The 23,867-nt window shown below is 69.5% G+C and carries 19 protein-coding genes; 1 reads left to right on the plus strand and 18 read right to left on the minus strand.

Annotation, left to right across the window (positions count from 1 at the left end; translation table 11 throughout):
• Positions 1 to 136: 136 nt before the first annotated feature.
• From proB to MCHUDSM44219_RS27310, 12 genes are all read right to left on the minus strand, one after another.
• Positions 137 to 1,237, minus strand: coding sequence for a glutamate 5-kinase (proB, locus tag MCHUDSM44219_RS27255; RefSeq protein WP_048421408.1), 1,101 nt, complete (start codon positions 1,235 to 1,237; stop codon positions 137 to 139).
• The gene (gene obgE / locus MCHUDSM44219_RS27260; RefSeq protein ID WP_048421409.1) at positions 1,234 to 2,676 is read right to left on the minus strand and encodes a GTPase ObgE; all 1,443 of its coding nucleotides are present in this window, start codon (positions 2,674 to 2,676) and stop codon (positions 1,234 to 1,236) included. The genes proB and obgE overlap by 4 nt, the downstream gene beginning before the upstream one ends.
• A gap of 93 nt (positions 2,677 to 2,769) precedes the next feature.
• A complete protein-coding gene (gene rpmA, locus MCHUDSM44219_RS27265; RefSeq protein ID WP_048421410.1) occupies positions 2,770 to 3,036 on the minus strand; it encodes a 50S ribosomal protein L27 in 267 nt (88 codons plus the stop codon).
• A 17-nt stretch (positions 3,037 to 3,053) separates the two neighbouring features.
• Positions 3,054 to 3,377, minus strand: coding sequence for a 50S ribosomal protein L21 (gene rplU / locus MCHUDSM44219_RS27270; protein WP_048421411.1), 324 nt, complete (start codon positions 3,375 to 3,377; stop codon positions 3,054 to 3,056).
• Positions 3,378 to 3,537: 160 nt separating this feature from the next.
• Positions 3,538 to 6,507 carry a ribonuclease E gene (gene rne, locus MCHUDSM44219_RS27275; protein WP_048421412.1) on the minus strand — a complete coding sequence of 990 codons (2,970 nt, stop codon included), beginning with the start codon at positions 6,505 to 6,507 and terminating at the stop codon, positions 3,538 to 3,540.
• 309 nt (positions 6,508 to 6,816) lie between these two features.
• Complete coding sequence (gene ndk, locus MCHUDSM44219_RS27280) at positions 6,817 to 7,227, minus strand: nucleoside-diphosphate kinase (protein ID WP_048421413.1); 411 nt, start codon at positions 7,225 to 7,227, stop codon at positions 6,817 to 6,819.
• 146 nt (positions 7,228 to 7,373) lie between these two features.
• Positions 7,374 to 7,763, minus strand: coding sequence for a DUF4233 domain-containing protein (locus MCHUDSM44219_RS27285; protein WP_048421414.1), 390 nt, complete (start codon positions 7,761 to 7,763; stop codon positions 7,374 to 7,376).
• On the minus strand, positions 7,760 to 9,178 hold the full coding sequence (gene folC / locus MCHUDSM44219_RS27290; protein ID WP_048421415.1) for a bifunctional tetrahydrofolate synthase/dihydrofolate synthase: 1,419 nt from the start codon (positions 9,176 to 9,178) through the stop codon (positions 7,760 to 7,762). The genes MCHUDSM44219_RS27285 and folC overlap by 4 nt, the downstream gene beginning before the upstream one ends.
• Positions 9,175 to 11,847, minus strand: coding sequence for a valine--tRNA ligase (locus MCHUDSM44219_RS27295; RefSeq protein WP_048421416.1), 2,673 nt, complete (start codon positions 11,845 to 11,847; stop codon positions 9,175 to 9,177). The genes folC and MCHUDSM44219_RS27295 overlap by 4 nt, the downstream gene beginning before the upstream one ends.
• Positions 11,848 to 11,874: 27 nt before the next feature.
• The gene (locus tag MCHUDSM44219_RS27300) at positions 11,875 to 12,468 is read right to left on the minus strand and encodes a DUF937 domain-containing protein (RefSeq protein WP_048421417.1); all 594 of its coding nucleotides are present in this window, start codon (positions 12,466 to 12,468) and stop codon (positions 11,875 to 11,877) included.
• Positions 12,469 to 12,513: 45 nt separating this feature from the next.
• On the minus strand, positions 12,514 to 13,764 hold the full coding sequence (locus tag MCHUDSM44219_RS27305; RefSeq protein ID WP_048421418.1) for a saccharopine dehydrogenase family protein: 1,251 nt from the start codon (positions 13,762 to 13,764) through the stop codon (positions 12,514 to 12,516).
• Between the two features lie 11 nt (positions 13,765 to 13,775).
• Positions 13,776 to 15,761 (minus strand): alpha/beta hydrolase family protein, encoded by a 1,986-nt coding sequence (locus tag MCHUDSM44219_RS27310; RefSeq protein ID WP_048421419.1) that lies wholly within the window; start codon positions 15,759 to 15,761, stop codon positions 13,776 to 13,778.
• A gap of 38 nt (positions 15,762 to 15,799) precedes the next feature.
• On the opposite strand from MCHUDSM44219_RS27310, the gene MCHUDSM44219_RS27315 reads away from it, so the two are divergent.
• Positions 15,800 to 16,951 carry an FAD-dependent monooxygenase gene (locus MCHUDSM44219_RS27315; RefSeq protein WP_048421420.1) on the plus strand — a complete coding sequence of 384 codons (1,152 nt, stop codon included), beginning with the start codon at positions 15,800 to 15,802 and terminating at the stop codon, positions 16,949 to 16,951.
• Between the two features lie 8 nt (positions 16,952 to 16,959).
• Here MCHUDSM44219_RS27315 and MCHUDSM44219_RS27320 read toward each other — a convergent pair whose 3' ends face one another.
• The 6 genes from MCHUDSM44219_RS27320 to MCHUDSM44219_RS27345 all read right to left on the minus strand — a co-directional run bounded on the left by MCHUDSM44219_RS27320 (position 16,960) and on the right by MCHUDSM44219_RS27345 (position 23,801).
• The gene (locus tag MCHUDSM44219_RS27320) at positions 16,960 to 17,463 is read right to left on the minus strand and encodes a transglycosylase family protein (RefSeq protein WP_048421421.1); all 504 of its coding nucleotides are present in this window, start codon (positions 17,461 to 17,463) and stop codon (positions 16,960 to 16,962) included.
• Between the two features lie 217 nt (positions 17,464 to 17,680).
• The gene (locus MCHUDSM44219_RS27325; protein ID WP_048421450.1) at positions 17,681 to 18,004 is read right to left on the minus strand and encodes a transglycosylase family protein; all 324 of its coding nucleotides are present in this window, start codon (positions 18,002 to 18,004) and stop codon (positions 17,681 to 17,683) included.
• A 965-nt stretch (positions 18,005 to 18,969) separates the two neighbouring features.
• Positions 18,970 to 19,572, minus strand: a complete 603-nt coding sequence (gene mobA, locus MCHUDSM44219_RS27330; RefSeq protein ID WP_082162425.1) for a molybdenum cofactor guanylyltransferase — start codon at positions 19,570 to 19,572, stop codon at positions 18,970 to 18,972.
• Between the two features lie 45 nt (positions 19,573 to 19,617).
• Positions 19,618 to 20,694, minus strand: coding sequence for a 2-oxoacid:ferredoxin oxidoreductase subunit beta (locus MCHUDSM44219_RS27335; protein ID WP_048421422.1), 1,077 nt, complete (start codon positions 20,692 to 20,694; stop codon positions 19,618 to 19,620).
• On the minus strand, positions 20,691 to 22,637 hold the full coding sequence (locus MCHUDSM44219_RS27340) for a 2-oxoacid:acceptor oxidoreductase subunit alpha (RefSeq protein ID WP_048421452.1): 1,947 nt from the start codon (positions 22,635 to 22,637) through the stop codon (positions 20,691 to 20,693). The genes MCHUDSM44219_RS27335 and MCHUDSM44219_RS27340 overlap by 4 nt, the downstream gene beginning before the upstream one ends.
• 339 nt (positions 22,638 to 22,976) lie before the next feature.
• Positions 22,977 to 23,801, minus strand: coding sequence for a PfkB family carbohydrate kinase (locus MCHUDSM44219_RS27345; RefSeq protein WP_048421453.1), 825 nt, complete (start codon positions 23,799 to 23,801; stop codon positions 22,977 to 22,979).
• Positions 23,802 to 23,867 lie beyond the last annotated feature (66 nt).

Consider the following 23,867-nt stretch of genomic DNA (forward strand, 5'->3'; position numbering starts at 1 on the left):
ACCGCACCACCGGAGGTCGCGCCCTGCCGCGGACCCACCGGCGAACGCGCCCACTGGTGGTGGTACGAACCGTTCGACCCCCAGCGCCCACCCTCGATCAACTAGGTCGAAAAAGGCTGGACGCCTGCTGATCCGGCTAGACCGCGACGAGGTCGTCCGCATGCACCGCGGGCCGGCGCATCTCGGCGGGCAGGTCCGATGTCGACCGGCCCAGCATCGTCGCCAGTTCCGCGGCGTCGTAGGCGACCACGCCGCGGGCGACCATGGTCGAATCCTGGGTTCGCAATTCGACGACGTCGCCGCCGTAGAACCGGCCCGACACCGCCGTGATACCTGCCGGCAGCAGTGAACGCCGTTGCTTGACAACCGCTTTCACCGCACCATCGTCCAGGGTCAACGCTCCGACCGCTTCGGCGGCGTAGCGCACCCAGAACCGGCGCGCCGACATCCGCTCGGCACGCGGCGCGAACACGGTACCCACCGACGCGCCGTCCAGCGCCGCGGCAGCGTCGGAGGCCGCGGCCAGCAGCACCGGCACCCCCGCGTCGGCGGCCAGCAGCGCCGAGGACAGTTTGGAGACCATGCCGCCGGTGCCCAGGTGACTACCCCGGCCCGCGGTCACCCCCTCCAGATCGTCTGGCCCGGCGACCTCGGAGATGTAGCGTGCGTTGCCTTTTCGTGGATCGCTGTCGTAGAGACCGTCCACGTCGGAGAGCAGGATCAGCGCATCGGCGCCGACGAGGTGCGCGACCAGCGCCGAAAGCCGGTCGTTGTCACCGAAGCGGATCTCGTTGGTGGCCACCGTGTCGTTCTCGTTGACGATCGCCACCGCGTGCAGCGCCCGCAGCCGGTCGAGGGTGCGCTGGGCATTGGTGTGCTGCACGCGCATCGAGATGTCGTGCGCGGTCAGCAGCACCTGCCCGACGGTGCGCTCATAACGTCCGAACGCCGCACTCCACGAGTTCACCAGCGCCACCTGCCCCACGCTGGCGGCGGCCTGCTTGGTCGCCAGATCGGTGGGCCGGCGGGTCAGCCGCAGCGGTTCGATTCCTGCGGCGATCGCTCCGGATGACACGATCACCACATCCGAGCCCGACTTCATCCGCGCTTCGATCGCGTCGGCGAGGTGTTCCAGACGGCTGCGGTCGAATTCGCCTGTCGGAGTGGTCAGTGCGGTGGTACCGATCTTGACGACCACGGAGCGCGCGGTACGGATCGCGTCCCGGTGCCGGCTCATTCGTCGTGACTTTCCCGGCGCGCCTTCCGTGCCGCCTTACGCTCGTCGGCCGACACCCGTTCGCTCTGCTCGAGGCGGATGTCGGTGCCGCGGCCCGACAGGTGAACGTCGACCCCGGCCGGAGTCTGCGGCTCCCAATCGAATGTCATGTCGCCGATCGTCACCGCGCACCCGGGCTTCGCGCCGAGCTTGAGCAGTTCGTCCTCGACGCCGAGCCGGGCCAACCGGTCACCGAGATATCCGACCGCTTCGTCGTTGTCGAAGTTCGTCTGCGCGACCCAGCGCTGCGGGCGGGTACCGCGCACGACGAAGCCGCCCTCGCCGTCGGGCTCCACGGAGAACGCCGTCTCGTCGACGGGCACGGGCCGGATGACCGGCCGGCGCGGCACCACCTCGGGTTGCGCGGCACGGTAGGCCGCCACCATGTCCCAGAGCGCGAACGTCAACGGCCGCAGCCCTTCTCGGGTGACCGTGGAGACCTCGAACACGGGCCAGCCGAACCGGCGATCGATCTCCTCGCGGACGAATTCCGCCAGTTCCCGGGCGTCGGGCACGTCGATCTTGTTGAGCACCACCGCGCGCGGACGCTCCGCGAGGTCACCGAGCGTGGTGTCGCCCTGCAGGGTCGGGGTGTAGGCCGCGATCTCGGCCTCCAGCGCCTCGATGTCGGAGACCGGGTCGCGGCCGGGTTCGAGGGTGGCGCAGTCGACGACGTGCACAAGCACCGCGCAGCGCTCGATGTGGCGCAGGAAGTCCAGGCCCAGGCCACGGCCCTCCGAGGCGCCGGGAATGAGACCGGGCACGTCGGCGACGGTGAACGTGTGATCGCCGGCCGAGACCACGCCGAGGTTCGGAGCCAGCGTCGTGAACGGGTAGTCCGCGATCTTCGGCTTGGCCGCCGAGATCGCCGACACCAACGACGACTTGCCCGCCGACGGGAAGCCGACCAGGCCCACGTCGGCGACCGTCTTCAGTTCGAGCGTGAGATCGCGGACCTCGCCCTTCTCGCCGAGCAGCGCGAAGCCTGGGGCCTTGCGCGCGCGGGAGGCCAGCGCGGCGTTGCCGAGGCCGCCGCGACCGCCGGCGGCGGCTTCGAAGCGGGTGCCCGCCCCCACCAGATCGGCCAGCAGACGGCCCTGTTCGTCGAGCACCACGGTGCCGTCGGGAACCTTGACCTCGAGATCGACGCCCGCAGCGCCGTCCCGGTTGCTGCCGGCACCCTGCTTGCCCGAGGGCGCCACCACGTGCGGGTGGAAGTGGAAGTCGAGGAGCGTGTGCACCTGCGGGTCGACGACGAAGACGATGCTGCCGCCGCGACCGCCGTTGCCGCCGTCGGGACCACCGAGAGGCTTGAACTTCTCGCGGTGCACCGAAGCGCAGCCGTTGCCGCCGTTACCCGCGCGCGCGTGGATGACGACGCGGTCGATGAACCGGGTCATCGGAATCCTCCTCTCTCAGCCGAAACCGACGTGTGGGCGCGATCGTGCGAGTGCACGGCACCGGAACGTCGATCTCGACGATGGAGAAAGAAGTCAGGCGTCGGTGCGGACGACGCGCACGACGTTGACGAACTTGCGGCCACGCTTGGTGCCGAATTCGACAGCGCCGGGGGCGGTCGCGAACAGCGTGTCGTCGCCGCCACGGCCGACGTTCACACCGGGATGGAAGTGGGTGCCGCGCTGCCGCACCAGGATCTCGCCGGCCTTGACGACCTGACCGCCGAATCGCTTCACGCCGAGCCGCTGGGCTGCGGAGTCGCGCCCGTTGCGTGAGCTGGAAGCGCCCTTCTTGTGTGCCATGTCTGTCGCTCCCGTCCCTACTTGATGCCGGTGACCTTGAGAACCGTCAGCTGCTGACGGTGCCCCTGGCGCTTGTGATAGCCGGTCTTGTTCTTGAACTTGTGGATGCGGATCTTCGGGCCCTTGGTGTGCTCGAGCACCTCACCGGTGACCGCGACCTTCTCCAACGCCTTGGCGTCGGTGGTCACGTTGGCGCCGTCGACGACCAGTGCGACGGGCAGCGACACGGTGCCGCCGGGCTCGACGTCGAGCTTCTCCACCTTGACGATGTCACCGGCGGCGACCTTGTACTGCTTGCCACCGGTCTTGACGATCGCGTACGTGGCTGTTTGCGCTGCCATCGTTGGTCATCCTCTACTTCGCGTGCGGGCGCGCATCACCCGAGGGTGTGCGTGCGGTTCTGGGTGCGGGATCTGCCGTCCCTGCCCCGGGCCCGCCGTGGGCAGGCCCTGGAGACAACTGGTCAAGGGTACGTGACCAGCGGGGAGAGGGTCAAACCGCTCAGTCCTGGCTGGGTGGACCGGCAGGTCGTGCCGCGGCCCGCCGGCGCTGGCGGACCGGAGCGGCGACGACGGGCGCAGGCTCGTCGTCCGAGTCGTCCTCGTCGGAGTCGTCCTCGTCGTCGTCCTCATCCTCGTCATCGTCGTCCTCGTCCGAGTCGTCGTCCTCGTCCGAATCGTCGTCGTCCGCGTCCTCGGAGTCGTCGATGACCTCGATGTCGTCGTCGATGTCGTCGTCCTCGTCGTCGGAGTCGAGATCGATCTCCTCAGAGTCCTCGTCGTCCTCGTCCTCGTCGTCCGAGTCGTCGTCGTCCTCCGAGTCGTCGAACTCGTCGTCGGCGTCCTCGTCGTCGTCGGCGATTCCCCGGCGCACGGTACTCGGCTCCAGCTCGACGGTCTCGTCGACGACGTCGGTCGACTCCTCGTCGTGCTCGTCGCCATCGTCCTCGTGCTTGCCGTTGGCCGCGGCCATCGCCTTGAACATCGGATGCTCGCCGGGCAGGTGCGCCGGCACCTTGGCCACCTGCACCTCCTGCTCGCGTGCGCCGCCGCGCTTGCCACGCTTGCCGCGGCGGCCACCGCCACCGCCGCCGCCGCCGTTGCTGCCCGGCTCGGACTTGCGCCCGTTGCCGGATGCGGAGTCCACCGGGTCACCGTGCAGGACGATGCCGCGGCCCCCGCAGTGCGTGCACGACGTCGAGAATGCCTCGATGAGCCCGGTGCCCAACTTCTTGCGCGTCAACTGCACCAGACCCAGCGACGTCACCTCGGAGACCTGGTGGCGGGTGCGGTCCCGGGCCAGCGCCTCGGTCAGCCGGCGCAGCACCAGGTCGCGGTTGGACTCCAGCACCATGTCGATGAAGTCGATCACCACGATGCCGCCGATGTCGCGCAGCCGCAGTTGGCGCACGATCTCCTCGGCGGCCTCGAGGTTGTTGCGGGTGACCGTCTGTTCGAGGTTGCCGCCCGAGCCGGTGAACTTGCCGGTGTTGACGTCGACGACGGTCATGGCCTCGGTGCGGTCGATCACCAGGGTGCCGCCCGACGGCAGCCACACCTTGCGGTCCAGCGCCTTGGCCAGTTGCTCGTCGATGCGGTGCACGGCGAACACATCGGGCCCGTCGGAGCCGGAGGGCTCGTATTTCGTCATCCGCGGCAGCAGTTCGGGCGCCACCGCGGTCACGTAGTCGTTGATGGTGTTCCACGCGTCGTCGCCCGACACGATGAGGCCGGAGAAGTCCTCGTTGAACAGGTCGCGGATCACCTTGACCAGCACATCGGGCTCTTCGTAGAGGGCCACCGCGGCGCCGGCCTTCTTGGCGGTGATCTCGGCGGCCTTGGCCTCGATCTCGTTCCACCGACCCTGGAGGCGCTCGACGTCGCTGCGGATGTCGTCTTCCTTGACGCCCTCGGACGCCGTGCGGATGATCACGCCCGCGTCGGAGGGAACGACCTCGCGCAGGATCTCCTTCAGGCGCTGCCGCTCGGTGTCGGGCAGCTTGCGGCTGATGCCCGTCGACGACGCGCCGGGCACGTACACCAGGTAGCGGCCCGCCAGCGACACCTGGGTGGTGAGGCGGGCGCCCTTGTGTCCGACCGGGTCCTTGCTGACCTGCACGACGACGTAGTCGCCGGGCTTGAGGGCCTGCTCGATCTTGCGCTGGGCGCCGCCGAGGCCGGCGGCCTCCCAGTTCACCTCACCGGCGTAGAGCACACCGTTGCGGCCGCGGCCGATGTCGACGAACGCGGCCTCCATCGAGGGCAGCACGTTCTGCACGATGCCGAGATAGATGTTGCCCACCAGCGAAGCCGACGCTGCCGACGTCACGAAGTGTTCGACGACCACACCGTCCTCGAGCACCGCGATCTGCGTGTAGCGGGCGCCTTCGTGCGGGGGCTCGGTGCGGACCTTGTCGCGAACCACCATGGTGCGTTCGACGGCCTCGCGCCGGGCGAGGAACTCGGCCTCGCTGAGGATCGGCGGCCGGCGACGGCCGGCGTCGCGACCGTCCCTACGGCGCTGGCGCTTGGCCTCGAGCCGGGTCGAGCCGCTGATGCCCTGGATCTCGGAGTCGCTGGAGCCCTTGTTGCCCTTGCCCGACTGCCGGGGTTCACGTTCGTGCACGACGGTGTTGGGCGGATCGTCGGGCGACGCGTCGCCGTCGTCGCCCGAGCCGGACTTGCGGCGCCGCCGCCGGCGCCGGCGGCGGTTGCCGCCCTCCCCGCCGTTGCCGTCGTCCTCGGCATTGTCCTCGTCGGACTCCTCACCGTTCTCGGAGGTCTCGCCCGCCTCGGCGGACTGGTCCTCGTCGTCGGCGTTGGCGTCGTCGCCGTTCTGCTCGCCCCGCCCGCGACCGCGGCCGCGACGGCCACGACGACGGCGCTTGGCCGACGGACGTTCGGACTGCTCCTCGTCGGAGTCCGTCTCGGTGTCGTCCTCGTCGTCGTCGGTGTCGTCATCGCTGTCGTCGCCGGCGTCGGTGTCCTGGTCGAGACGCACCGGTTGCGGCGCGACGAACAGCGGCAGATAGTCGGCGGGCTCGGCCTCTGCAGCGGCGGGTGTCTCCAGGATCAACCGCGACTCGGGCTCTACTTCCGGCGCGGCTTCGGGCTCAGGGGCCTCGGCGACGTCGGCGCCGTCAGCCGCGGGAACAGCGACCTCGGGTTCGGGGGCTGCAGCCTCGGGGGCCTCGGGGGCCTCGGCGGCCTCCGGCGCCGGTTCGGCCAGCGCCTCGCGCACCCGGTCGGCCTCTTCGCGGCCGATGGTGGAGTGCGCGCTGCGGGTGCGGCCGTCGAGTTCGACCAGCGCGTCGATGATGCGCCTGCTGGTGGTGCCGAGCACCCGCGCCAGGGAGTGGACCCTCAGCCGTTCGGGCGGTGCGGCCGCCGCCTCACCGGTCGAGCCAGCGGTCTGCTGCGCCTCTTCCGGGAGAGCGTGGGCGGGATCGTGCAGATTCTCATTGTCGGCCACGTATTCTCCTCAAGCCCCCGGGCGCGTCGTTGCTGACGCGGCCACGCGAGGGCTTTTGACTATTGCGCCCGGGCCAGTCACTCCCGAACTGTTGTTGGTCTCGCTCCGAGTGATCCCGGAGGATCGGTCTCGGTGCCGGTCTGAATGATGGCTGGACGGTCGGCGCCACACCGTGGGTAACGATGGTCGCAGTCGTCGAAGTCTTCATCCGGATGACCAACCCGGGTTGTCAGGCCGGTCACCCGGCCCCAGTATCCCACATCACTGCGGGTGGACCCGAAACGCGGCGTCAGCGGGTCGGCGCGCCGCTCAGCGGCCGGGGAACCAGAGCTCGATCTCGCGCGCTGCCGACTCGGCCGAGTCGGATCCGTGAACCAGGTTGTACTGCGTCTCCAGGCCGAGGTCACCGCGGATCGTGCCGGGGACGGCCTTCTCCACGGGATCGGTGCCACCGGCCAGCTGGCGGAACGCCGCCACCGCCCGCGGGCCCTCGAGGATGGCCGCGACCACGGGCCCGGACGTGATGAATTCCAGCAGCGACCCGAAGAACGGTTTGCCGTCGTGCTCGGCGTAGTGGGCGCGCGCCAGCTCGTCGTCGACGTTCTTCAGTTCCAGCGCGGCGACGGTCAGCCCCTTGGCTTCGATCCGGCTGATGATCTCCCCGACGAGGCGGCGCTGCACGCCGTCGGGCTTGACGAGGACGAGGGTTCGCTCAGACACGGCCGACAGCCTACAGTCGGGCGACGATCAAGCGGCGAGGGACGAGCCGCGTTGAGGAGCCCGACCACTTGGCACAGTCGGGCAACGATCAAGCGGCGAGGGACGAGCCGCGTTGAGGAGCCCGACCTCTTGGCACAGTCGGGCGACTACTCGGGATCGGGCTGCTGGCCCGGGAGAAGGCCGCGCTTCTGCCGGCGGAGCACCTCGGCGCGCAGGTACGCGATGAGCAGCCACACGACGAGGAACAGCAGACCGATGAACCCGACTCCCGGGTAGATGAGCCAGCCGGCGACCAGCAGCAGCTGCACGCCCACGTTCGCCCAGATCGCCCAGGGTCGGCGCTGCACGCCCGCCATCAGGATCAGCACCACCGCCACCCCGACCACATACGCCGTGGACGCCGCCGTCAGGCCTCCGCCGACCGAGCCGATGACCGGGAGCGCGAGCAGCACGACGATGGCTTCGAGGATCAGCGTGCCGGCCATGACACCCCGAAAGCTCTTCCACGGATCGGGCGGTGCGGCGGGCGTGCTCATGCCGGGTCCTTGCCGAACAGGGTGCGCGCGACGCCGGCGGTGACGACCGAGCCGGTGATGACGATGCCGGCACCGCTCATGCCGCCGGCGCCGTCGACGTCACCGCCCGACTCCTCCACCAGCGCGGTGGCCGTCTCGATCGCGTCGGGCAGCGTGGCCGCGGCGACAACGCGCTCGGGACCGAAGATCTCCTCCGCCTTGACCGTCAGCGCCTCGACCTCCAGCGCCCGAGGGGAGCCGTTGGTGGTCACCACGATCTGATCGAACACCGGCTCCAGCGCGGCGAGGATGCCGTCGGTGTCCTTGTCCGCCATCACCGAGACGACGCCGACCAGGAAGCGGAAGTCGAACTCGTCGGTCAACGCCGACGCCAGTGCCGCGGCGCCGGCCGGGTTGTGCGCGGCGTCGATGAACACCGTCGGCGCGTTGCGCATCCGCTCCAGCCGGCCCGGCGAGGTGACAGCCGCGAAGCCGGCCCGCACGGCGTCGACGTCGAGTTGGCGCTGCGCCCCGGCGCCGAAGAACGCCTCGACGGCGGCCAGCGCCAGCACGGCGTTGTGGGCCTGATGCTCGCCGTGCAGCGGAAGGAAGATGTCGGAGTACACCCCACCGAGGCCCTGCAGCTCGAGCATCTGCCCGCCGATCGCGACCTGGCGGCCCAGCACCGTGAACTCGGAGTCCTCACGGGCGACCGCCGCGTCGGCGCGCACCGCGGCCGCGAGCAGCACCTCCATGGCCTCGGGAGCCTGGCGGGCGATCACCGCGACGGTGTCGGTGGGCACCAGGTCGTCGGCCTGCCGGGTGATGATCCCGGCTTTCTCGCCGGCGATCTCGGCGATCGTGTCGCCGAGGTAGTCGGTGTGGTCCATGCCGATCGGGGTGATCACGGCGACGGGTGCGTTGACCACGTTCGTGGCGTCCCACCGTCCGCCGAGGCCGACCTCGACGACGGCGACGTCGATCGGTGCGTCGGCGAAGGCGGCGAACGCCATCGCTGTCACCACCTCGAACTTGCTGCAGCGCGGGCCTCCGGCGGCCTCGGACTGCCGGTCGACCAGCTCGACGAAGGGTTCGACCTCCCGGTAGGTGTTCACGTAGGTGGCCGGGCTGACGGGTCTGCCGTCGATCGAGATGCGTTCGACCGCGGACTGCAGGTGCGGGCTGGTGGTGCGGCCGGTGCGGCGGTGCAGCGCGGTCAGCAGCGCATCGACCATGCGCGCCACCGAGGTCTTGCCGTTGGTGCCGGCGATGTGGATCGACGGGTAGCCCCGCTGCGGGGAGCCCAGCAGTTCCAGCAGCGCCGCGATGCGGGCCGTGCTGGGCTCGATCTTGGTCTCCGGCCAGCGCTGGTCGAGCAGGTGCTCGACCTGCAGAAGCGCTGCGACCTCGTCGGGTGCCGGTTCGGGGGAACTCACTTGAGGGCAGCCAGCCGTGCCGTGATCCGCTCCACTTCCTCTGCGGCGAGATCGCGCCGCGCCCGGATCTTGTCGACGACCTCGGCGGGGGCCTTGGCCAGGAAGGCATCGTTGCCCAGCTTGGCCGAGGTGCCCGACAACTCCTTCTGCGCGGCGGCCAGATCCTTCTCCAGCCGGCGCCGCTCGGCCGCGACGTCCACGGTGCCCGACGTGTCGACCTCGACCAGCACGGTGCCGCCGGAGAGCCGGACCTCCACCGACGCCGAGGCCGCGAAGCCCTCGGCCGGCGGGGTGAGCCAGGCCAGCGCGGTCACCGCGGGCACGTGGGCGTCCAGGTCCGCGGCGTCGATACCCGACAGCCGCGCCGGCACCTTCTGCCGATCGGCCAGCCCCTGGTCGCTGCGGAACCGGCGCACCTCGGTGATCAGCTTCTGCATGTCGGCGATCCGTTGCGCCGCGGCCGTGTCGACGGGAATGCCGCTGGCGGTGGGCCATTCGGCGATCACCAGCGACTCCCCGCCGGTGAGCGTCTTCCAGAGCACCTCGGTGACGAACGGCATCACCGGGTGCAGCAGCTTGAGCAAGGTGTCGAGCACCAAGGCCATGACCGCAGATGTGTGAGCGGTGTGCTCCTCTTGTCCGAGTTGCACTTTGGCGAGTTCGACGTACCAGTCACAGAACTCGTCCCAGGCGAAGTGGTAAAGCGCCTCGCAGGCCCGGTTGAACTCGTAGCCGTCCAATGCCGAATCCACTTCGGCGCGAACCTCTTCGAGGCGGCCGAGGATCCACCGGTCGGCGTCGGTCAGCGCCTGCGCCGGCGGCAGCGGCGCGGGGCTGGCGCCGTTGAGCAACGCGAACCGGGTGGCGTTGAACAGTTTCGTGGCGAAGTTGCGCGAGGCGCGGGCGTGGTCCTCGCCGATCGCCAGGTCGCCGCCCGGGCTGGCGCCGCGGGCGAGGGTGAACCGCAGTGCATCGGCGCCGAACGTCTCCACCCAGTCCAGCGGATCGATGCCGTTGCCCCGCGACTTGCTCATCTTGCGGCCGAACTCGTCGCGGATCAGGCCGTGCAGGAACACATTCCGGAACGGGACCTGCGGCCCACGGGCTCCGTTGCCGGTGATCGCGGCGTCGTCGGCGACGAAGGTGCCGAACATCATCATCCGGGCCACCCAGAAGAACAGGATGTCGTAACCGGTCACCAGCACGGTGGTCGGATAGAACTTCTCCAACTCGGGGGTGTGGTCGGGCCAGCCCATCGTGGAGAACGGCCACAGCGCCGAGCTGAACCACGTGTCGAGGACGTCGCTGTCCTGTTCCCAACCCTCCGGCGGCGTCTCGTCGGGCCCGACGCAGACGGTCTGACCGTCGGGGCCGTGCCAGATCGGGATGCGGTGGCCCCACCACAGCTGCCGGGAGATGCACCAGTCGTGCATGTTGTCGACCCAGGCGAACCACCGCGGCTCCAGGCTGGCCGGATGGATGACGGTGTCGCCGTTGCGGACCGCGTCGCCGGCGGCCTTGGCCAGCGACTCGACCTTCACCCACCACTGCAGACTCAGCCGCGGCTCGATCGGTTCGCCACTGCGCTCTGAGTGCCCGACGCTGTGCAGATAGGGACGCTTCTCGGCGACGATGCGGCCCTGCTCGGCCAGCGCCTCACGCACCGCGACGCGGGCTTCGAAACGGTCCATGCCGTCGAAACGCGTTCCCGTGTCGGCGATCCGGCCCTTGGTGTCGAGCATCGACGGCATCGGCAGCTGGTGACGCAGCCCGATCTCGAAGTCGTTCGGGTCGTGCGCCGGGGTGACTTTGACTGCGCCCGTGCCGAATTCGGGGTCGACGTGGTGGTCGGCGACCACGATGATCTGACGGTCCAGGAACGGGTGGGGCAGTGTCGTGCCCACGAGGTCGCGGTAGCGGTCGTCGTCGGGGTGCACGGCGATCGCGGTGTCGCCCAGCATCGTCTCCAGACGCGTGGTGGCCACCACCAGGTGCGGCTCGTCGTCGGACATCGACCCGTACCGGAACGAGACCAGTTCGCCTTCGATGTCTTCGTACTTGACCTCCAGGTCGGAGATCGCGGTCTCGAGCACCGGGGACCAGTTCACCAGTCGCTCGGCCTGATAGATCAGCCCGGCGTCGAACAGCCGCTTGAAGATGGTGCGGACCGCACGCGAGAGCCCCTCGTCCATCGTGAACCGGTCGCGGCTCCAGTCGACGCCGTCACCGAGGCGGCGCATCTGGCCGCCGATGGTGCCGCCGGATTCGCGCTTCCAGTCCCACACCTTCTCGACGAACAACTCGCGGCCGAAGTCCTCTTTGGTCTTGCCGTCGACGGCGAGCTGCTTCTCCACCACCGTCTGGGTGGCGATACCCGCGTGGTCCATACCGGGCAGCCACAGCACCTCGTAGCCCTGCATCCGCTTGCGGCGGGTCAGCGCGTCCATCAGCGTGTGGTCCAGCGCGTGACCCATGTGCAGGCTGCCGGTCACGTTCGGCGGGGGCAGCACGATCGAGTAGGGCGGCTTCCCGCTGGCCGGGTCGGCGGTGAAATAGCCGGCCTTCACCCAGCCTTCGTAGAGATCACTCTCGACCGCCCCGGGGTCCCACGACTTGGGCAGGGCATCGAGCCCGGAGGGTCCGGTGGGGGCGAGCGGCTGGGAGGTCACCGAGCCATTCTAGGAAGACGCTGCGAGCTACTTCTTCCCGCCCAGAAGCCCGCCGAGGATGTCACCCAGCCCGCCGGCCTTATCGCCGCCCAACACGGAGCCCAGGATGCTCCCGAGCGGGTTGTTGCCACCGGGTGCGGTGCCCCCACCGAGGATGCTGCCCAGGACGTCGCCGATGCCGCCGCTGCCGGTCTGCCCGGGGACCTGCTGGGCCTGACCACCGGTGAGCCTCTTGCCGATGTAGGCGAGCACGATCGGCGCCAGGATCGGCAGCAGTTTCTGAATCAGGTCGCTGTTGCCGGCTCCGCCGCCGGACAGCGCGGAGGCCACCTGTCCGGTGTCGTTGCCGCCGAAGATCTTCGCGACCGCGCGGGAGCCGTCGGCTTCGTCGACCTGATCGACGCTGACTCCCCCGTCGAGCAGGCCGCTGCTGGCATGCGAACTGGCCGCCGAGGCGATGCTGTCGGCGGCGCCGGGGTCTTCGGCGTTGTGCCGCAGGCCGCCGACGAGGACCGGAACCAGCGTCTTGACGGCGCTGTCGACCTCGCTCTCGTCGACACCCAGTCTGCCGGCGATCTGCTGGACCGGGATCTGGCTGTACAGGTCATCGAGGCTGCTCATGAGCGTCACAGTAGACCCGGCCCGGGCCAATCGACCCGCGTTCGGTCAGGCCAGTTTGGTGACGTCCAGCGAGACCCCGGCGGCCGGGAAGCGGGCCAGCAGCGCATCGCCCATCGCGGCCGCGGGTGTCAGCACGCCGTGCAGGTCGGGCAGCGCGTCGCGGTCGAGGGCCAGCGCCAGGCCGCTCTCCCCCAGCAGGACCGAGGTGGCCTTGTATCCGGGGTCGCCCTTCTGCGACATCCGGGCGACGTAGCGCGCCCCGGTCGTCGTCGTGGTGTACGTCTCGACGGTGTAGTGCCCGTTCTCGCGGGTCTGCTCACTCGGACCGGTGCCCGGCTTGGGCAGGATCCGCTCGAGGGCCCCGCGGGGCACCCGGTTGAGGAACCGGCCGCCGAGCTCGACGGCCGCCACGTTGCCGCCGGTGGCCATCGCCGCGGCCACCGGCGCGAGCACCGACTTGCCCAGGCTCATCTGCTCGGCGTAGCAGAACCGCCGGCCGTAGGCGTAGTCCAGCAGCGCGTTGCTGCGCCGGACGATGCGCGAGTTCGGGATCGCCATCGCGAACGCGCCCACCCAGTAGCCGTCGAGTTCCGGGGCGATCTCGCGCCCGCGGCGCCAACGGGCGTCGGACTGGCCGCCGAGTTCGGGCTCGGCGCCCCGGTCCGGGGACAGCGTGTAGGGATCGTTGAGCAGCCGGCGCGCCTCGGGATCGGTGGCCGCCTCCCTCGCCAGCTCGGTCATCGAGGCGATGGTGCCGCCCGACATCCCGCCGGCGAAGCTGCGCACGACGTAGTTGGTGTCGCCCAGCGCGCCGGCGCCGTCCCGTTCGGCCTGCCGGTACAGCGCGAACACCGTCATGTCCGACGGGATGGAGTCGAATCCGCAGGCGTGCACGATGCGGGCCCCGGTGTCGACGGCCTGCTTGTGGTGCAGGTCGATCGCCTTGCGGACGAACAGCGGCTCACCGGTCAGGTCGGCGTAGTCGGTGCCGGCGGCGGCGCAGGCCGCGACCAGCGGAAGCCCGTACCGCAGGTACGGCCCGACGGTCGTGATGACGACTCGGGTGCTGGCCGCCATGGCGGCCAGCGACGAGGGTTCGGAGGCGTCCGCGGTGATCAGGTCCCAGGACTGTGCGGCAGCGGGCAGAGTCTCGCGCACCGCGAGCAACCGCTCCGTGGACCGGCCTGCCAGGGCGATCCGCGCGTCCCCTGCCGCGGTGGCGAGGTACTGGGCGGTCAGCGCGCCGACGAACCCGGTTGCGCCGTACAGGACGATGTCGTACTCGCGATCGCTCATGAAATCCGACGCTACCCGAGCGTCTCCGGCGCCTCGATGTCCTGCCCGAGCACGTGGCGGGCCAGGAACGCGGTCACCACCTGGTACCAGATCTTGGCGTGCGACGGGCTGAGCACCCAGTGGTTCTCCGTCGGGAAGTAGAGGAAGCGGTGTTCGGTGCTGCCGTCTGCGGCGGCGGGCAGCGCCGAGGCGCTGAGCAGTTCGTACCACAGCCGCAGCGCCTCGCCGATCGGCACGCGATAGTCCTTGTCGCCGTGGATCACCAGCATCGGGGTGGCGATCTCGGCGACGAAGCGGTGCGGCGAGTTGGCCGCCGTCATCTCCGGTGTCATCTCCCTGGCCCACCAGTAGCCGCCGTCGGTGGTGGATCCGAACTGGTCGAGCGCCCACAGGCTGGCGTGGGTGACGATCGCGGCGAAGCGGTCGGTGTGCCCGGCAATCCAGTTGGCCATGTAGCCGCCGAATGAGCCGCCCATCGCCGCGGTGCGGGTCTCGTCGATCCGCGGGTGTGCACACGCCGCGTCGGTCGCCGCCATCAGATCGGTGTACGGCGCGAATCCCCATGCGCCCCAGCCACGTTGGATGAACTCCTGGCCGTAGCCGGTGGACAGAGCAGGGTCGGGCAACAGCACCGCGTACCCGTGCGCGACCATCAGCCATGGATTCCAGCGCCAGTGCCAGGCGTTCCAGCTCGCCAGCGGGCCACCGTGGATCCACAGCAGCAGGGGCGCGCGGTGCTCCCCGTGGGGCAGCGCCAGCCAAGATCGCACCGGCACCCCGTCGTCGGCGACGGCGGTCAGTTCGGTCAGCGTTCCGGGCAGCTCGGGCAGCGGCACGCAGGGCAGCACCGTCACCGCGCCGTCGGCGTCGATCCGCACCGGGTGCGCCGGAGTGCGGTAGGAGCTACGCAGCGCGAACAGGGTTCCGTCGGCACCGGGATGTACGTCGGAGTAGGTGAAGTCGTCGTCGACGAGGGTGCCCACGTGAGACGACGCCGGGTCGACGAGGAAGATCGGACCGCGACCGGACTGGTCGGCCGTCACGATCAGCGACGCGCCGTCGGGCGTCCACGTCACCGAGGTCGGCCAGCGGTCCCAGTCACCGGTCAGTTCGATCGGTGATTCGCCGAACCGCGCCAGCCACACGGTGATTCGCGGCGCCTGCGTCGGGGTGGAGAACGTCTCACGGGTGAAGGCCACCGCTGTGCCGTCCGGCGAGATCGCCGGGGAGTCGAGATCGGCGCCGGGATCGTCGACGATGGTCGTCCGCTGTCCCGTCGCGACGTCGACCCGGACCAGGGTGGAGCGCACGGCGGCCCCCGGCGCCGGCACCTGCCACGTCGTCACCACGAACGTTCCATCGGGACTGACGTCGAGGTGGGCGTCGCGCAGCGCCCCACCGGGATCCGGGGTGAGATCGCGGGGCCCGTCGACGGTGAACAGGTGCGTCTGAGCGGGACCGAGGTCGTGGTCCCAGTGGCGCACCGGGTATCCCGTGTGCAGCACGGCGGAGATCTTGCCCTGCTTGCGGATCTCGCGCAGCCGCCGGTCCTCGTCGATCCCAGTGGCCGACGGCAGCAGTGACGAGGCGACGACTGTGACCGTGCCGGCGCGCGCCGGCACGACCCCGACGACGCCGCCGGGGAACGCGGCGACCTCGACGGCTTCTCCCCCGGCGCCGGGCAGCAGCCACAGCGACGGCGGCGGGTCGTCGTCACCGCCGGGCCGGGCCGCGCGGAACAGCAGATCGCCGTCCGCGGTGAACGCCGGTGACGATTCCCCCTTGGCGCCGTGGGTGATCCGGCGTGCCGGCGCCTGGCCGGCAGGGTCGAGTTCCCAGAGCGCGCTGACGAATTCGGCGCGCTTGTCGTCGAGTTCGGAGACCGTGGTGACCACCCGCGACCCGTCGGGCGCGACGGCCAGCCCCGACACCCGCGGCAGCGCCAGGAAGCTGTCGAGATCGGCGAAGGGCGTGTCGGGTGACGGGTCGGGGGCCATGCCCACTTCGTAACACAGCCACCCGTTATGGTCAGCCCATGCCAGCGCAGATCATCGTCGTCGGCGCCGGCATCGCGGGTCTGGCGGCCGCCGTGGCGCTGCGCGCTGCCGACCGCGAGGTGACCGTTCTGGAGCAGCGCACCGACCTGAGCTCGGGCATGGGGATCAGCATCTGGCCGAACGCGCTGGCCGCTCTGGACGAGATCGGCCTGGGTGACGCGGTGCGGGAGGCGGGCGGCAGGGTGACCGCAGGCGCGATCCGCTGGCGCAGCGGCAGGTGGCTGCGGCGGCCGTCGCCGCAGCGCATCGTGACCGCGTTGGGCGAACCGTTGGTGGTGGTGCGCCGCTCGGTGTTGACCGACATCCTGCGCGGCGCGCTCCCGCCGGGCGCCGTGCAGACCGGGTCGACGGCGGCGGCGGTGACCATCGGTCAGTCGTCGGTGCGGGTCGCCCTCTCAGACGGCGTGGTGCGTGAGGCCGACGCGGTGATCGGGGCCGACGGCGTCAACTCCCTCGTCGCGTCCATCCTCAACGGTCCGCTGACGAGCCGCTATGTCGGCTACACGGCGTGGCGCGGGGTGGCCGAGCACCGGCTCGATCCCGAGTTGGCCGGCGAGACGTTCGGTGCCGGGGTGGAGGTCGGCCACGTGCCGCTGGGACCCGACCACACCTACTGGTTCGCGACCGAGCGGGCACCGGAGGGCGGCCGCTCACCCGGTGGGGAGCACAACTACCTCACCGGCAAGCTCGCGGACTGGGCGGACCCGATCCCCCAGCTGATCGCCGCGACGGCGCCGGAGAACCTGATCCGCAATGATCTCTACGACCGGGCCCAGCCCGAGCACTGGTCGCGCGGGCCGGCGGTGATCGTGGGCGATGCCGCTCATCCGATGCGCCCGCATCTGGGGCAGGGCGGCTGTCAGGGGATCGAGGACGCCGCGATCCTGGCGCGGTGCGTCGCGCTGGCACCTGATGCCGCGACTGCGTTCACCCGCTTCGCCGCCTTCCGCCGGCGGCGGGTGCGCACCCTGGTGCTGGAGTCGGCGACGATCGGCCGGATCGTCAATCTGCGCCCGGCCGTGCTCAGCGGTGCGGCCAGCCGGGCCAGCGCGCTGATCCCGGAACGTGTGGTGACCCGTCACCTCGCGTCGATCGCGGCGAGGTCGGCGTTCGTGCTGCCGGACGGCTGAGGCGGGGCTCAGCGCGCGGCGCGGGGCGTGAAGATCGCGGTGCACATCTTGCGCAGGTCGACGAAGCCGCCGAACGCCGAGGTCGGTAGATTGGCGCATCCCTTGGCGGTGGCCGGAACGACGCCTGGAGCGGTCGCGGCCGGCGTCGGGCTGCCCCACACCTGCGCGGCGCTCATGCCCGCGGCACCGCACTTGGGCCAGGCCTTGAGGCCTTGGGTCTGCAGAACGTTCTCGGCGACGCGGATCTGCTCGGCGCGCGAGGCCGTCGCCGGGCTGCCTTTGCCACCGTTCGACGACCAGGTGGCCTGCTTGAACTGCAAGCCGCCGTAATGGCCATTGCCGGTGTTGATCGACCAGTTGCCGCCCGACTCGCACTGGGCGATGGCGTCCCAGTTCACCGAGTCGGCGTGGGCGGTCGCGGTGGAGCCGTCCATCGCCATCGGCACGACGGCGAGCGCTCCGGCGATCCCGGCGGCCATCAGGCCCTTGCTGATCATCTTCTGAACGTTCATCTCTGCGGTCCTTCCCCGACCGTTGTGACCCAAGGCCCGCATGTGACGGTGACGCTGTCTCACGCTGCGGCTGTCCGGTCTGTCGGGTGACGAACATCACCTGTTACGGAAGCGATGAAAGTTTTAGTCGTTACTTATCTGGTGTAAGAGGCCTCTGAGAACAACGAGGCGGTGCCGGCATGATGCCGGCACCGCCTCGAATGCAGGTATGGGGTGGTCAGCCGCGGCGACCGCACACCGGCCAGGCACCGATGCCCTGCGACTGCAGCACGTTCTCGGCCACGCGGATCTGCTCCTCGCGGCTGGCGTTGTGCGGCGAGCCCGTGCCGCCGTTGGCGGTCCAGGTGCTCTGCGTGAACTGCAGGCCCCCGTAGTAGCCGTTGCCGGTGTTGATCGCCCAGTTGCCGCCCGACTCGCACGCTGCGACGGCATCCCAGTTGACGCTGTCCGCATTCGCGGTGCCAGCCCCCAGGATCATCGGTGCCACAGTGAGCGCCCCGGCGATGGTGGCCAGCCCAAACGTTGTGCGGATGTTCTTCAACTTCATTCCTTTCGCCTAGCGCGCGCCGATGTCGCCGTGCGAAGACACGGCAGTGCTGCCTGCAAGCAGGCGGGATTTGTCGGGTCGCACCGTCTCGGTCGGGTGCGACTGGGGAGATCGGAGACGACCTCACCGGGATCGACCCGGTGGCCGGCGGAGGCTGATGCGCCTCCCGTGGCCCCACACACACGCTGGTTCGTGGTTTTGAGTTATTTGCTCCATAAGAAGCTGTTTGGGACCGTACAAACCTGGTTAGGCAAAGTCATCTTGATGTCGGCGTGATCGCGGGTAGATCACGGAACGATCACAACGCGAATTGGCCCGTGTCTGCGCAGGTCATTCGGGGGTTTCCCGGGATCGACGGCCGCCGCCGACCCGCTGAATTTGGTGAGCCAAATCACGATCATTTTGTGAGCTGGGCCACGGGCGGAACCCGGCGCGCACCGACATCGCTGCGCCGAAAGCCCTTTTCGGGGCCTCTCTCGGACTTCTCGGGACTTCATCAGCGCACCGACTTCGCTGGGCCGGATTCGAGTGATCCGCTTGGGAGACAGTCGAAATCCGCTGCGAGTGAACCATTATGGAGATCCCTGACTGTTTCTTCCTGCATCGTATGGCCCGAATCGCGTTGCGGGAGAACATGTTACGAATCCAAGCGGCGGGCGGCGGCCGACAGACAGCCCGAGTGACAATGTTCCGCCACAGTCATAGGTCAGAGTGACGAATAGAAGCACCTGGTACAGCGCGCGGAAAAGTGTTATTCACCTGGCCTTTCGGCGTGGATGAACATCAGAGACATTGCGGCGCAGACGCTTCCACCCCGACGGGCGGCCCGCGAGATCCGCAGCCGCGTACCGGCCGGTGCGACAATTCACGGTCGTGTCGATCACCGGAGGGTGTCGAAATTCAGTGCCGGCAATTCGTAGAATTCGAGACTTATTCCGCACGCAATTACTTCGAATTTGCTAGTGCAATCGCGGCGGGACGATCGCCGCCAGATCCGCCTCGGTGTTGACGTTGGTCAGCGCCACCTGCTCGGGCATGACGATCCGCTGGGTGTCGACCGCGTCGACGAGTGCGCGCATGCTGCGCGCACCGGCGGAGACCAGCTGGTCGACCACCGGACACAGCGCGGTGCGGTAGATGCCGGCCAGATAGTGGTCCCGGCCGTCCCACGGCAAGACGATGTCGGTTCCGAGCCGCTCCGCCGGCCCGGCCAGCATGTCGATGACGTCGGTGGTCAGTTCGGGCATGTCGACCGCGCACACGAAGGCGTGAGAGAAACCGGCGTCGGCGGCCGCGCGAAGTCCGCGTCCGGTGGCCAGCAGCGGCCCCACGCCGCGCACCTCGTCGCGCAGCACCGTGGCCCGCAGTTCGGGCAGCGCCTGACCGGGTGCGGCGATCACGAACACCGGCTCGCAGCGGGTCCGCACGATCGACACCACCCGCTCGACCAGCGTGGTCGGCCCGTCCGGGCCGTCGAACGGCAAGGTGGCCTTGTCCCGGCCCATGCGCCGGGAGGCGCCCCCGGCGAGGATGACAGCGGCCAGCGGCAGCGAAGACGTCACAGCCGTGACGTTAGTGCAGCGCGCGCCGTCCGAGCCGGAGAAACGTCAGTCGACCGACCAGGTGTCCTTGCCACGCAGCAGCGCCTGCAGCGCGGCGGTGTCGTGCGGCCTGGCCTCGCGGGCCGCGGTGATCTGCTGACGCGCCGCGTCGTCGTAGGTCGGCTTGCTCACCTGACGGAAGATTCCCATGACCATGTGGTCGAGGTTCTGCTCCGAGAGCCGCGACAGCGCGAACGCGTAGGCGGGATCCTGTAGGTGCGCGTCGTGCACGACGATCTGGTCGGCCGGCACGTCGGCGGTCTTCGCGACCTCCAGCCCGTAACCCGACTTGACCACGCAGTACTCGGCGTCCGCGCCGAACGTGATCGGCTCCCCATGGCGCAGGTTGATCAGTCGCTCCTCGGCGCCCTCCTTGCGCAGCGCGTCGAACGATCCGTCGTTGAAGATCGGGCAGTCCTGCATGATCTCGACCAGTGCGGCGCCGCGGTGCTCGGCGGCACCGCGCAGCACCTCCGACAGGCCCTTGCGGTCGGAATCGAGTGCACGCCCGACGAACGTCGCCTCGGCGCCCAGGGCCAGCGACACCGGGTTGAAGGGGTAGTCCAGTGAGCCCATCGGCGTCGACTTGGTGACCTTGCCGACCTCGGAGGTCGGCGAGTACTGCCCCTTGGTGAGGCCGTAGATGCGGTTGTTGAACAGCAGGATCGTCAGGTTGACGTTGCGGCGCAGCGCGTGAATCAGGTGGTTGCCGCCGATCGACAGCGCGTCGCCGTCACCGGTGACCACCCAGACCGACAGGTCCTCGCGGGCCAGCGCGAGTCCGGTGGCGATGGTCGGGGCGCGACCGTGGATGGAGTGGAAACCGTAGGTCTCCAGGTAGTACGGGAACCGGCTCGAGCAGCCGATGCCGCTGACGAACGCGATGTTCTCCCGCCGCAGTCCCAGCTCGGGCAGGAAATTGCGGATCGTGTTGAGGATGACGTAGTCACCGCACCCCGGGCACCAGCGCACTTCCTGGTCGCTGGTGAAGTCCTTGGCCTTCTGGGGCTCGTCGGTGGTCGGCACCAGGCTGGTCTTGGTCAGCGGCGTCAGCCCGAGGTCGTTGCCTATCACGTCCGTCATGCGTTCACTCCAGTCTCGACGGTGGCCGCAGCCAGCCGCGCGAACTTGGCTTTCTCGTTTTCCTTGTCGCCGAGCGTCCCGTCCAGCGCGGCGTCGATGATGCCCTCGACCTCGTCGGCCAGGAACGCCATCCCCTCCACCTTCGTCACCGACTGCACGTCGACGAGGTAGCGCCCGCGCAGCAGCAGCGCCAGCTGCCCGAGGTTCATCTCCGGCACGACGACCGTCGAGTACCCGGCGAGCACGTCACCGAGGTTGGCCGGGAAGGGATTCAGGTGGCGCAGCTGGGCGTGGGCGACCTTGATGCCCTTGCGCCGGGCGCGCCGGCAGGCCTCACCGATCGGGCCGTAGCTGCTGCCCCAGCCCAGCATCAGCAGGTCCGCCTCGCCGCTGGGGTCGTCGACCTCGAGATCGGCGACGTCGATGCCCGCGATCTTCTCCTGCCGCAGCCGCACCATCAGGTCGTGGTTCTTGGGCTCGTAGGAGATGTTGCCGGAGCCGTTGGCCGACTCGAGTCCGCCGATGCGGTGCGCGAGCCCCGGGGTGCCGGGCACCGCGAACTGGCGGGCCAGCGTCTCGGGGTCACGGGCGTAGGGCTGGAACGGTTCGCCTTCCTTGGCGAAGGTGTGCTCGATGGGCGGGTACGCGGACGTGTCGGTGATGTCGGGGATGCGCCACGGCTCCGAGCCGTTGGCGATCGCGCCGTCGGACAGGATCATCACCGGCGTGTGGTAGTTGATCGCGATCCGCACCGCCTCCACCGCGACGTCGAAGCAGTCCGACGGGGAGCGGGGGGCCAGCACGGCCACCGGTGATTCGCCGTTGCGACCGAACATCGCCTGCAGCAGGTCGGCCTGCTCGGTCTTGGTGGGCAGACCGGTCGACGGGCCGCCGCGCTGGACGTCGATGACGATCAGCGGCAGCTCGGTCATCACGGCCAGGCCGATGGCCTCCGACTTCAGCGAGATGCCCGGTCCCGACGTGCTGGTGACGCCGATGGCGCCGCCGTAGGACGCGCCGATCGCGGCGCCGATGCCGGCGATCTCGTCCTCGGCCTGGAAGGTCATCACGTTGAAGTTCTTGTGTTTGGACAGCTCGTGGAGGATGTCCGACGCCGGGGTGATCGGGTAGGTGCCGAGCACGACCTGCAGGTCAGCCAGCTGACCGGCGGTCACGATGCCGTAGGCGAGTGCGGTGTTGCCCGAGATCTGGCGGTATTCACCGCTCTTGAGCTTGGCCGGCGCCACCTCGTAGGTGGTGCCGAACGCCTCGGTGGTCTCGCCGTAGTTCCAGCCGGCCTTGAGCGCCAGCACGTTGGCCTCGGCGACATCGGGCTTGCGCGCGAACTTCTCGCGGATGAACGCCTCGCTGTGCTCCAGTTCGCGGCCGTACATCCACGACAGAAGCCCGAGGGCGAACATGTTCTTCGCGCGCTGGCCGTCCTTCTTGCTGGCCCCGATCGACTCGACCGCACCGAGGGTCAGCGTGGTCATCGCGACGGCCTGCACGACGTAGTCGGACAACTCGTCGGACTCCAGCGGGTTGGCGTCGTACCCCACCTTGGCGAGGTTGCGCTTGGTGAACTCGTCGGAGTTGGCGATGATCAGCCCGCCGCGGGGCAGATCGGAGACGTTGGCCTTCAGCGCGGCGGGGTTCATCGCGACGAGCACGTCGGGGCGGTCGCCCGCGGTGAGGATGTCGTAATCGGCGATCTGGATCTGGAACGACGAGACGCCCGGCAGGGTGCCCTGGGGCGCGCGGATCTCGGCGGGGTAATTCGGTTGCGTCGCAAGGTCGTTGCCGAACAGCGCGGCCTCGGAGGTGAACCGGTCGCCGGTGAGCTGCATGCCGTCGCCGGAGTCGCCGGCGAAACGGATGACGACCTTTTCGAGCTTCTGCCGAGGGGCGGCGCCGGTAGCGGCGTCACTGCCGTTTTGACCCACGACCCTGCCTTTCACGTCTGGTTGAGCGGCTCCGGTGCGTCGCGAGACAAGGCTGCGAGGTCACGGCGCTCCAACCGAGTTGTCTGCCAACTCGATTTTCCTGTCACTAGCAGTACCGATTATTGCACTTCTCTTAGGTTGCCCTGCACGCGAGGCGCTGGCAACCACCAAGTAAAGATCCGCGAACAGCCCAGTTCAAGCGCGTGCCGGCGCGCGGCATGAGACATCTTTGTGGTTTTCGTCACGTTTTCCGCGCCGCGATTTTCTAAGACTCTGGTTACCGGTCAGTAGCTGACAGCTAGCACTGAGTTCCGCCTCAGCCGGCGCCGCGGGAGCCGCTCAGCCGAGAGACACCGACTTGACCCGGCGGCGCTTCTCGAGCTCTTTGGCGACGAGCTCGCTGGCCTGCTCGGCGGCCCGGCGGGGAACATCACCCATGGCGCGGTGGGCCGCGTAGCACGCGGTGAACATGTCCCCGGCGCCTGTGGTCTGCACGTCGAGCACCCGCCACGCCGCGGGAACGCGATCGACGTCGCCGTCGGTGTAGATGTCACAGCCCTCGGAGCCGTACGTCACCACGATCTCGGGCACCCCGAGCCGCTCGGCCGCTGCGGCGTCGAAGGGGCCGTCGGCCACCACCACCGCTTCGTCTTCGGCCAGCTTCAGGACATCGAGGTGAGTGAGCAGGTCGGGCGGGAAGTGACGGTCCTCGAGTAGCGGTCCCAGGCGATCGGCCCGCACCAGCCCCTGCCCGTCGTAGACGACGCGGTGTCCACGGGCGGACAGCAGCGCCAGCGTCTCGGCCGGGAAGTCGGTGCGCAGCAGCGGTGCGAGGTGCACCCAGGTGGTGTCGGGGTCCGCGGCCGCGATCTCGGCCGCACCCCAGACCGGGCCGATCGCGTCGACCGACATGTGGCGGTGGTCGACGTCGTCGTAGTCGAGACGGAATGCGCTCGTGCGGTCCGCGGGCAGGACCCGGACGAGATCACCGAACCGGTCGAGCAGCGCGTCGAAGAGCTCGTGGTCCTGTTCGGCGCCGAGGGCGACGATCCGGCCGGGACAACCGGAGGCTTGCAGCGCCACCCCGGCGAACGACGCGCAGCCGCCCGGGCTCTTGGCCGCGCCGTTGATGACGTCGATCGCCAAATTGCCCAGCACGGTCACACCGTTGACGAGTTCTCGCGGCACCGATCGATCTCCCGGGTCTTCATCGGCGCGTTCTCGACACCG

Origin of the sequence: Mycolicibacterium chubuense, assembly GCF_001044255.1 — a bacterium.
GTDB lineage: Bacteria > Actinomycetota > Actinomycetes > Mycobacteriales > Mycobacteriaceae > Mycobacterium > Mycobacterium chubuense.

Coding starts and splice junctions, on each gene's coding strand:
- proB (WP_048421408.1), bottom strand. CDS start 1,237: ATGAGCCGGCACCGGGACGCGATCCGTACCGCGCGCTCCGTGGTCGTC.
- obgE (WP_048421409.1), bottom strand. CDS start 2,676: ATGACCCGGTTCATCGACCGCGTCGTCATCCACGCGCGCGCGGGTAAC.
- rpmA (WP_048421410.1), bottom strand. CDS start 3,036: ATGGCACACAAGAAGGGCGCTTCCAGCTCACGCAACGGGCGCGACTCC.
- rplU (WP_048421411.1), bottom strand. CDS start 3,377: ATGGCAGCGCAAACAGCCACGTACGCGATCGTCAAGACCGGTGGCAAG.
- MCHUDSM44219_RS27285 (WP_048421414.1), bottom strand. CDS start 7,763: ATGAGCACGCCCGCCGCACCGCCCGATCCGTGGAAGAGCTTTCGGGGT.
- MCHUDSM44219_RS27300 (WP_048421417.1), bottom strand. CDS start 12,468: ATGAGCAGCCTCGATGACCTGTACAGCCAGATCCCGGTCCAGCAGATC.
- MCHUDSM44219_RS27305 (WP_048421418.1), bottom strand. CDS start 13,764: ATGAGCGATCGCGAGTACGACATCGTCCTGTACGGCGCAACCGGGTTC.
- MCHUDSM44219_RS27310 (WP_048421419.1), bottom strand. CDS start 15,761: ATGGCCCCCGACCCGTCACCCGACACGCCCTTCGCCGATCTCGACAGC.
- MCHUDSM44219_RS27315 (WP_048421420.1), top strand. CDS start 15,800: ATGCCAGCGCAGATCATCGTCGTCGGCGCCGGCATCGCGGGTCTGGCG.
- MCHUDSM44219_RS27320 (WP_048421421.1), bottom strand. CDS start 17,463: ATGAACGTTCAGAAGATGATCAGCAAGGGCCTGATGGCCGCCGGGATC.
- MCHUDSM44219_RS27335 (WP_048421422.1), bottom strand. CDS start 20,694: ATGACGGACGTGATAGGCAACGACCTCGGGCTGACGCCGCTGACCAAG.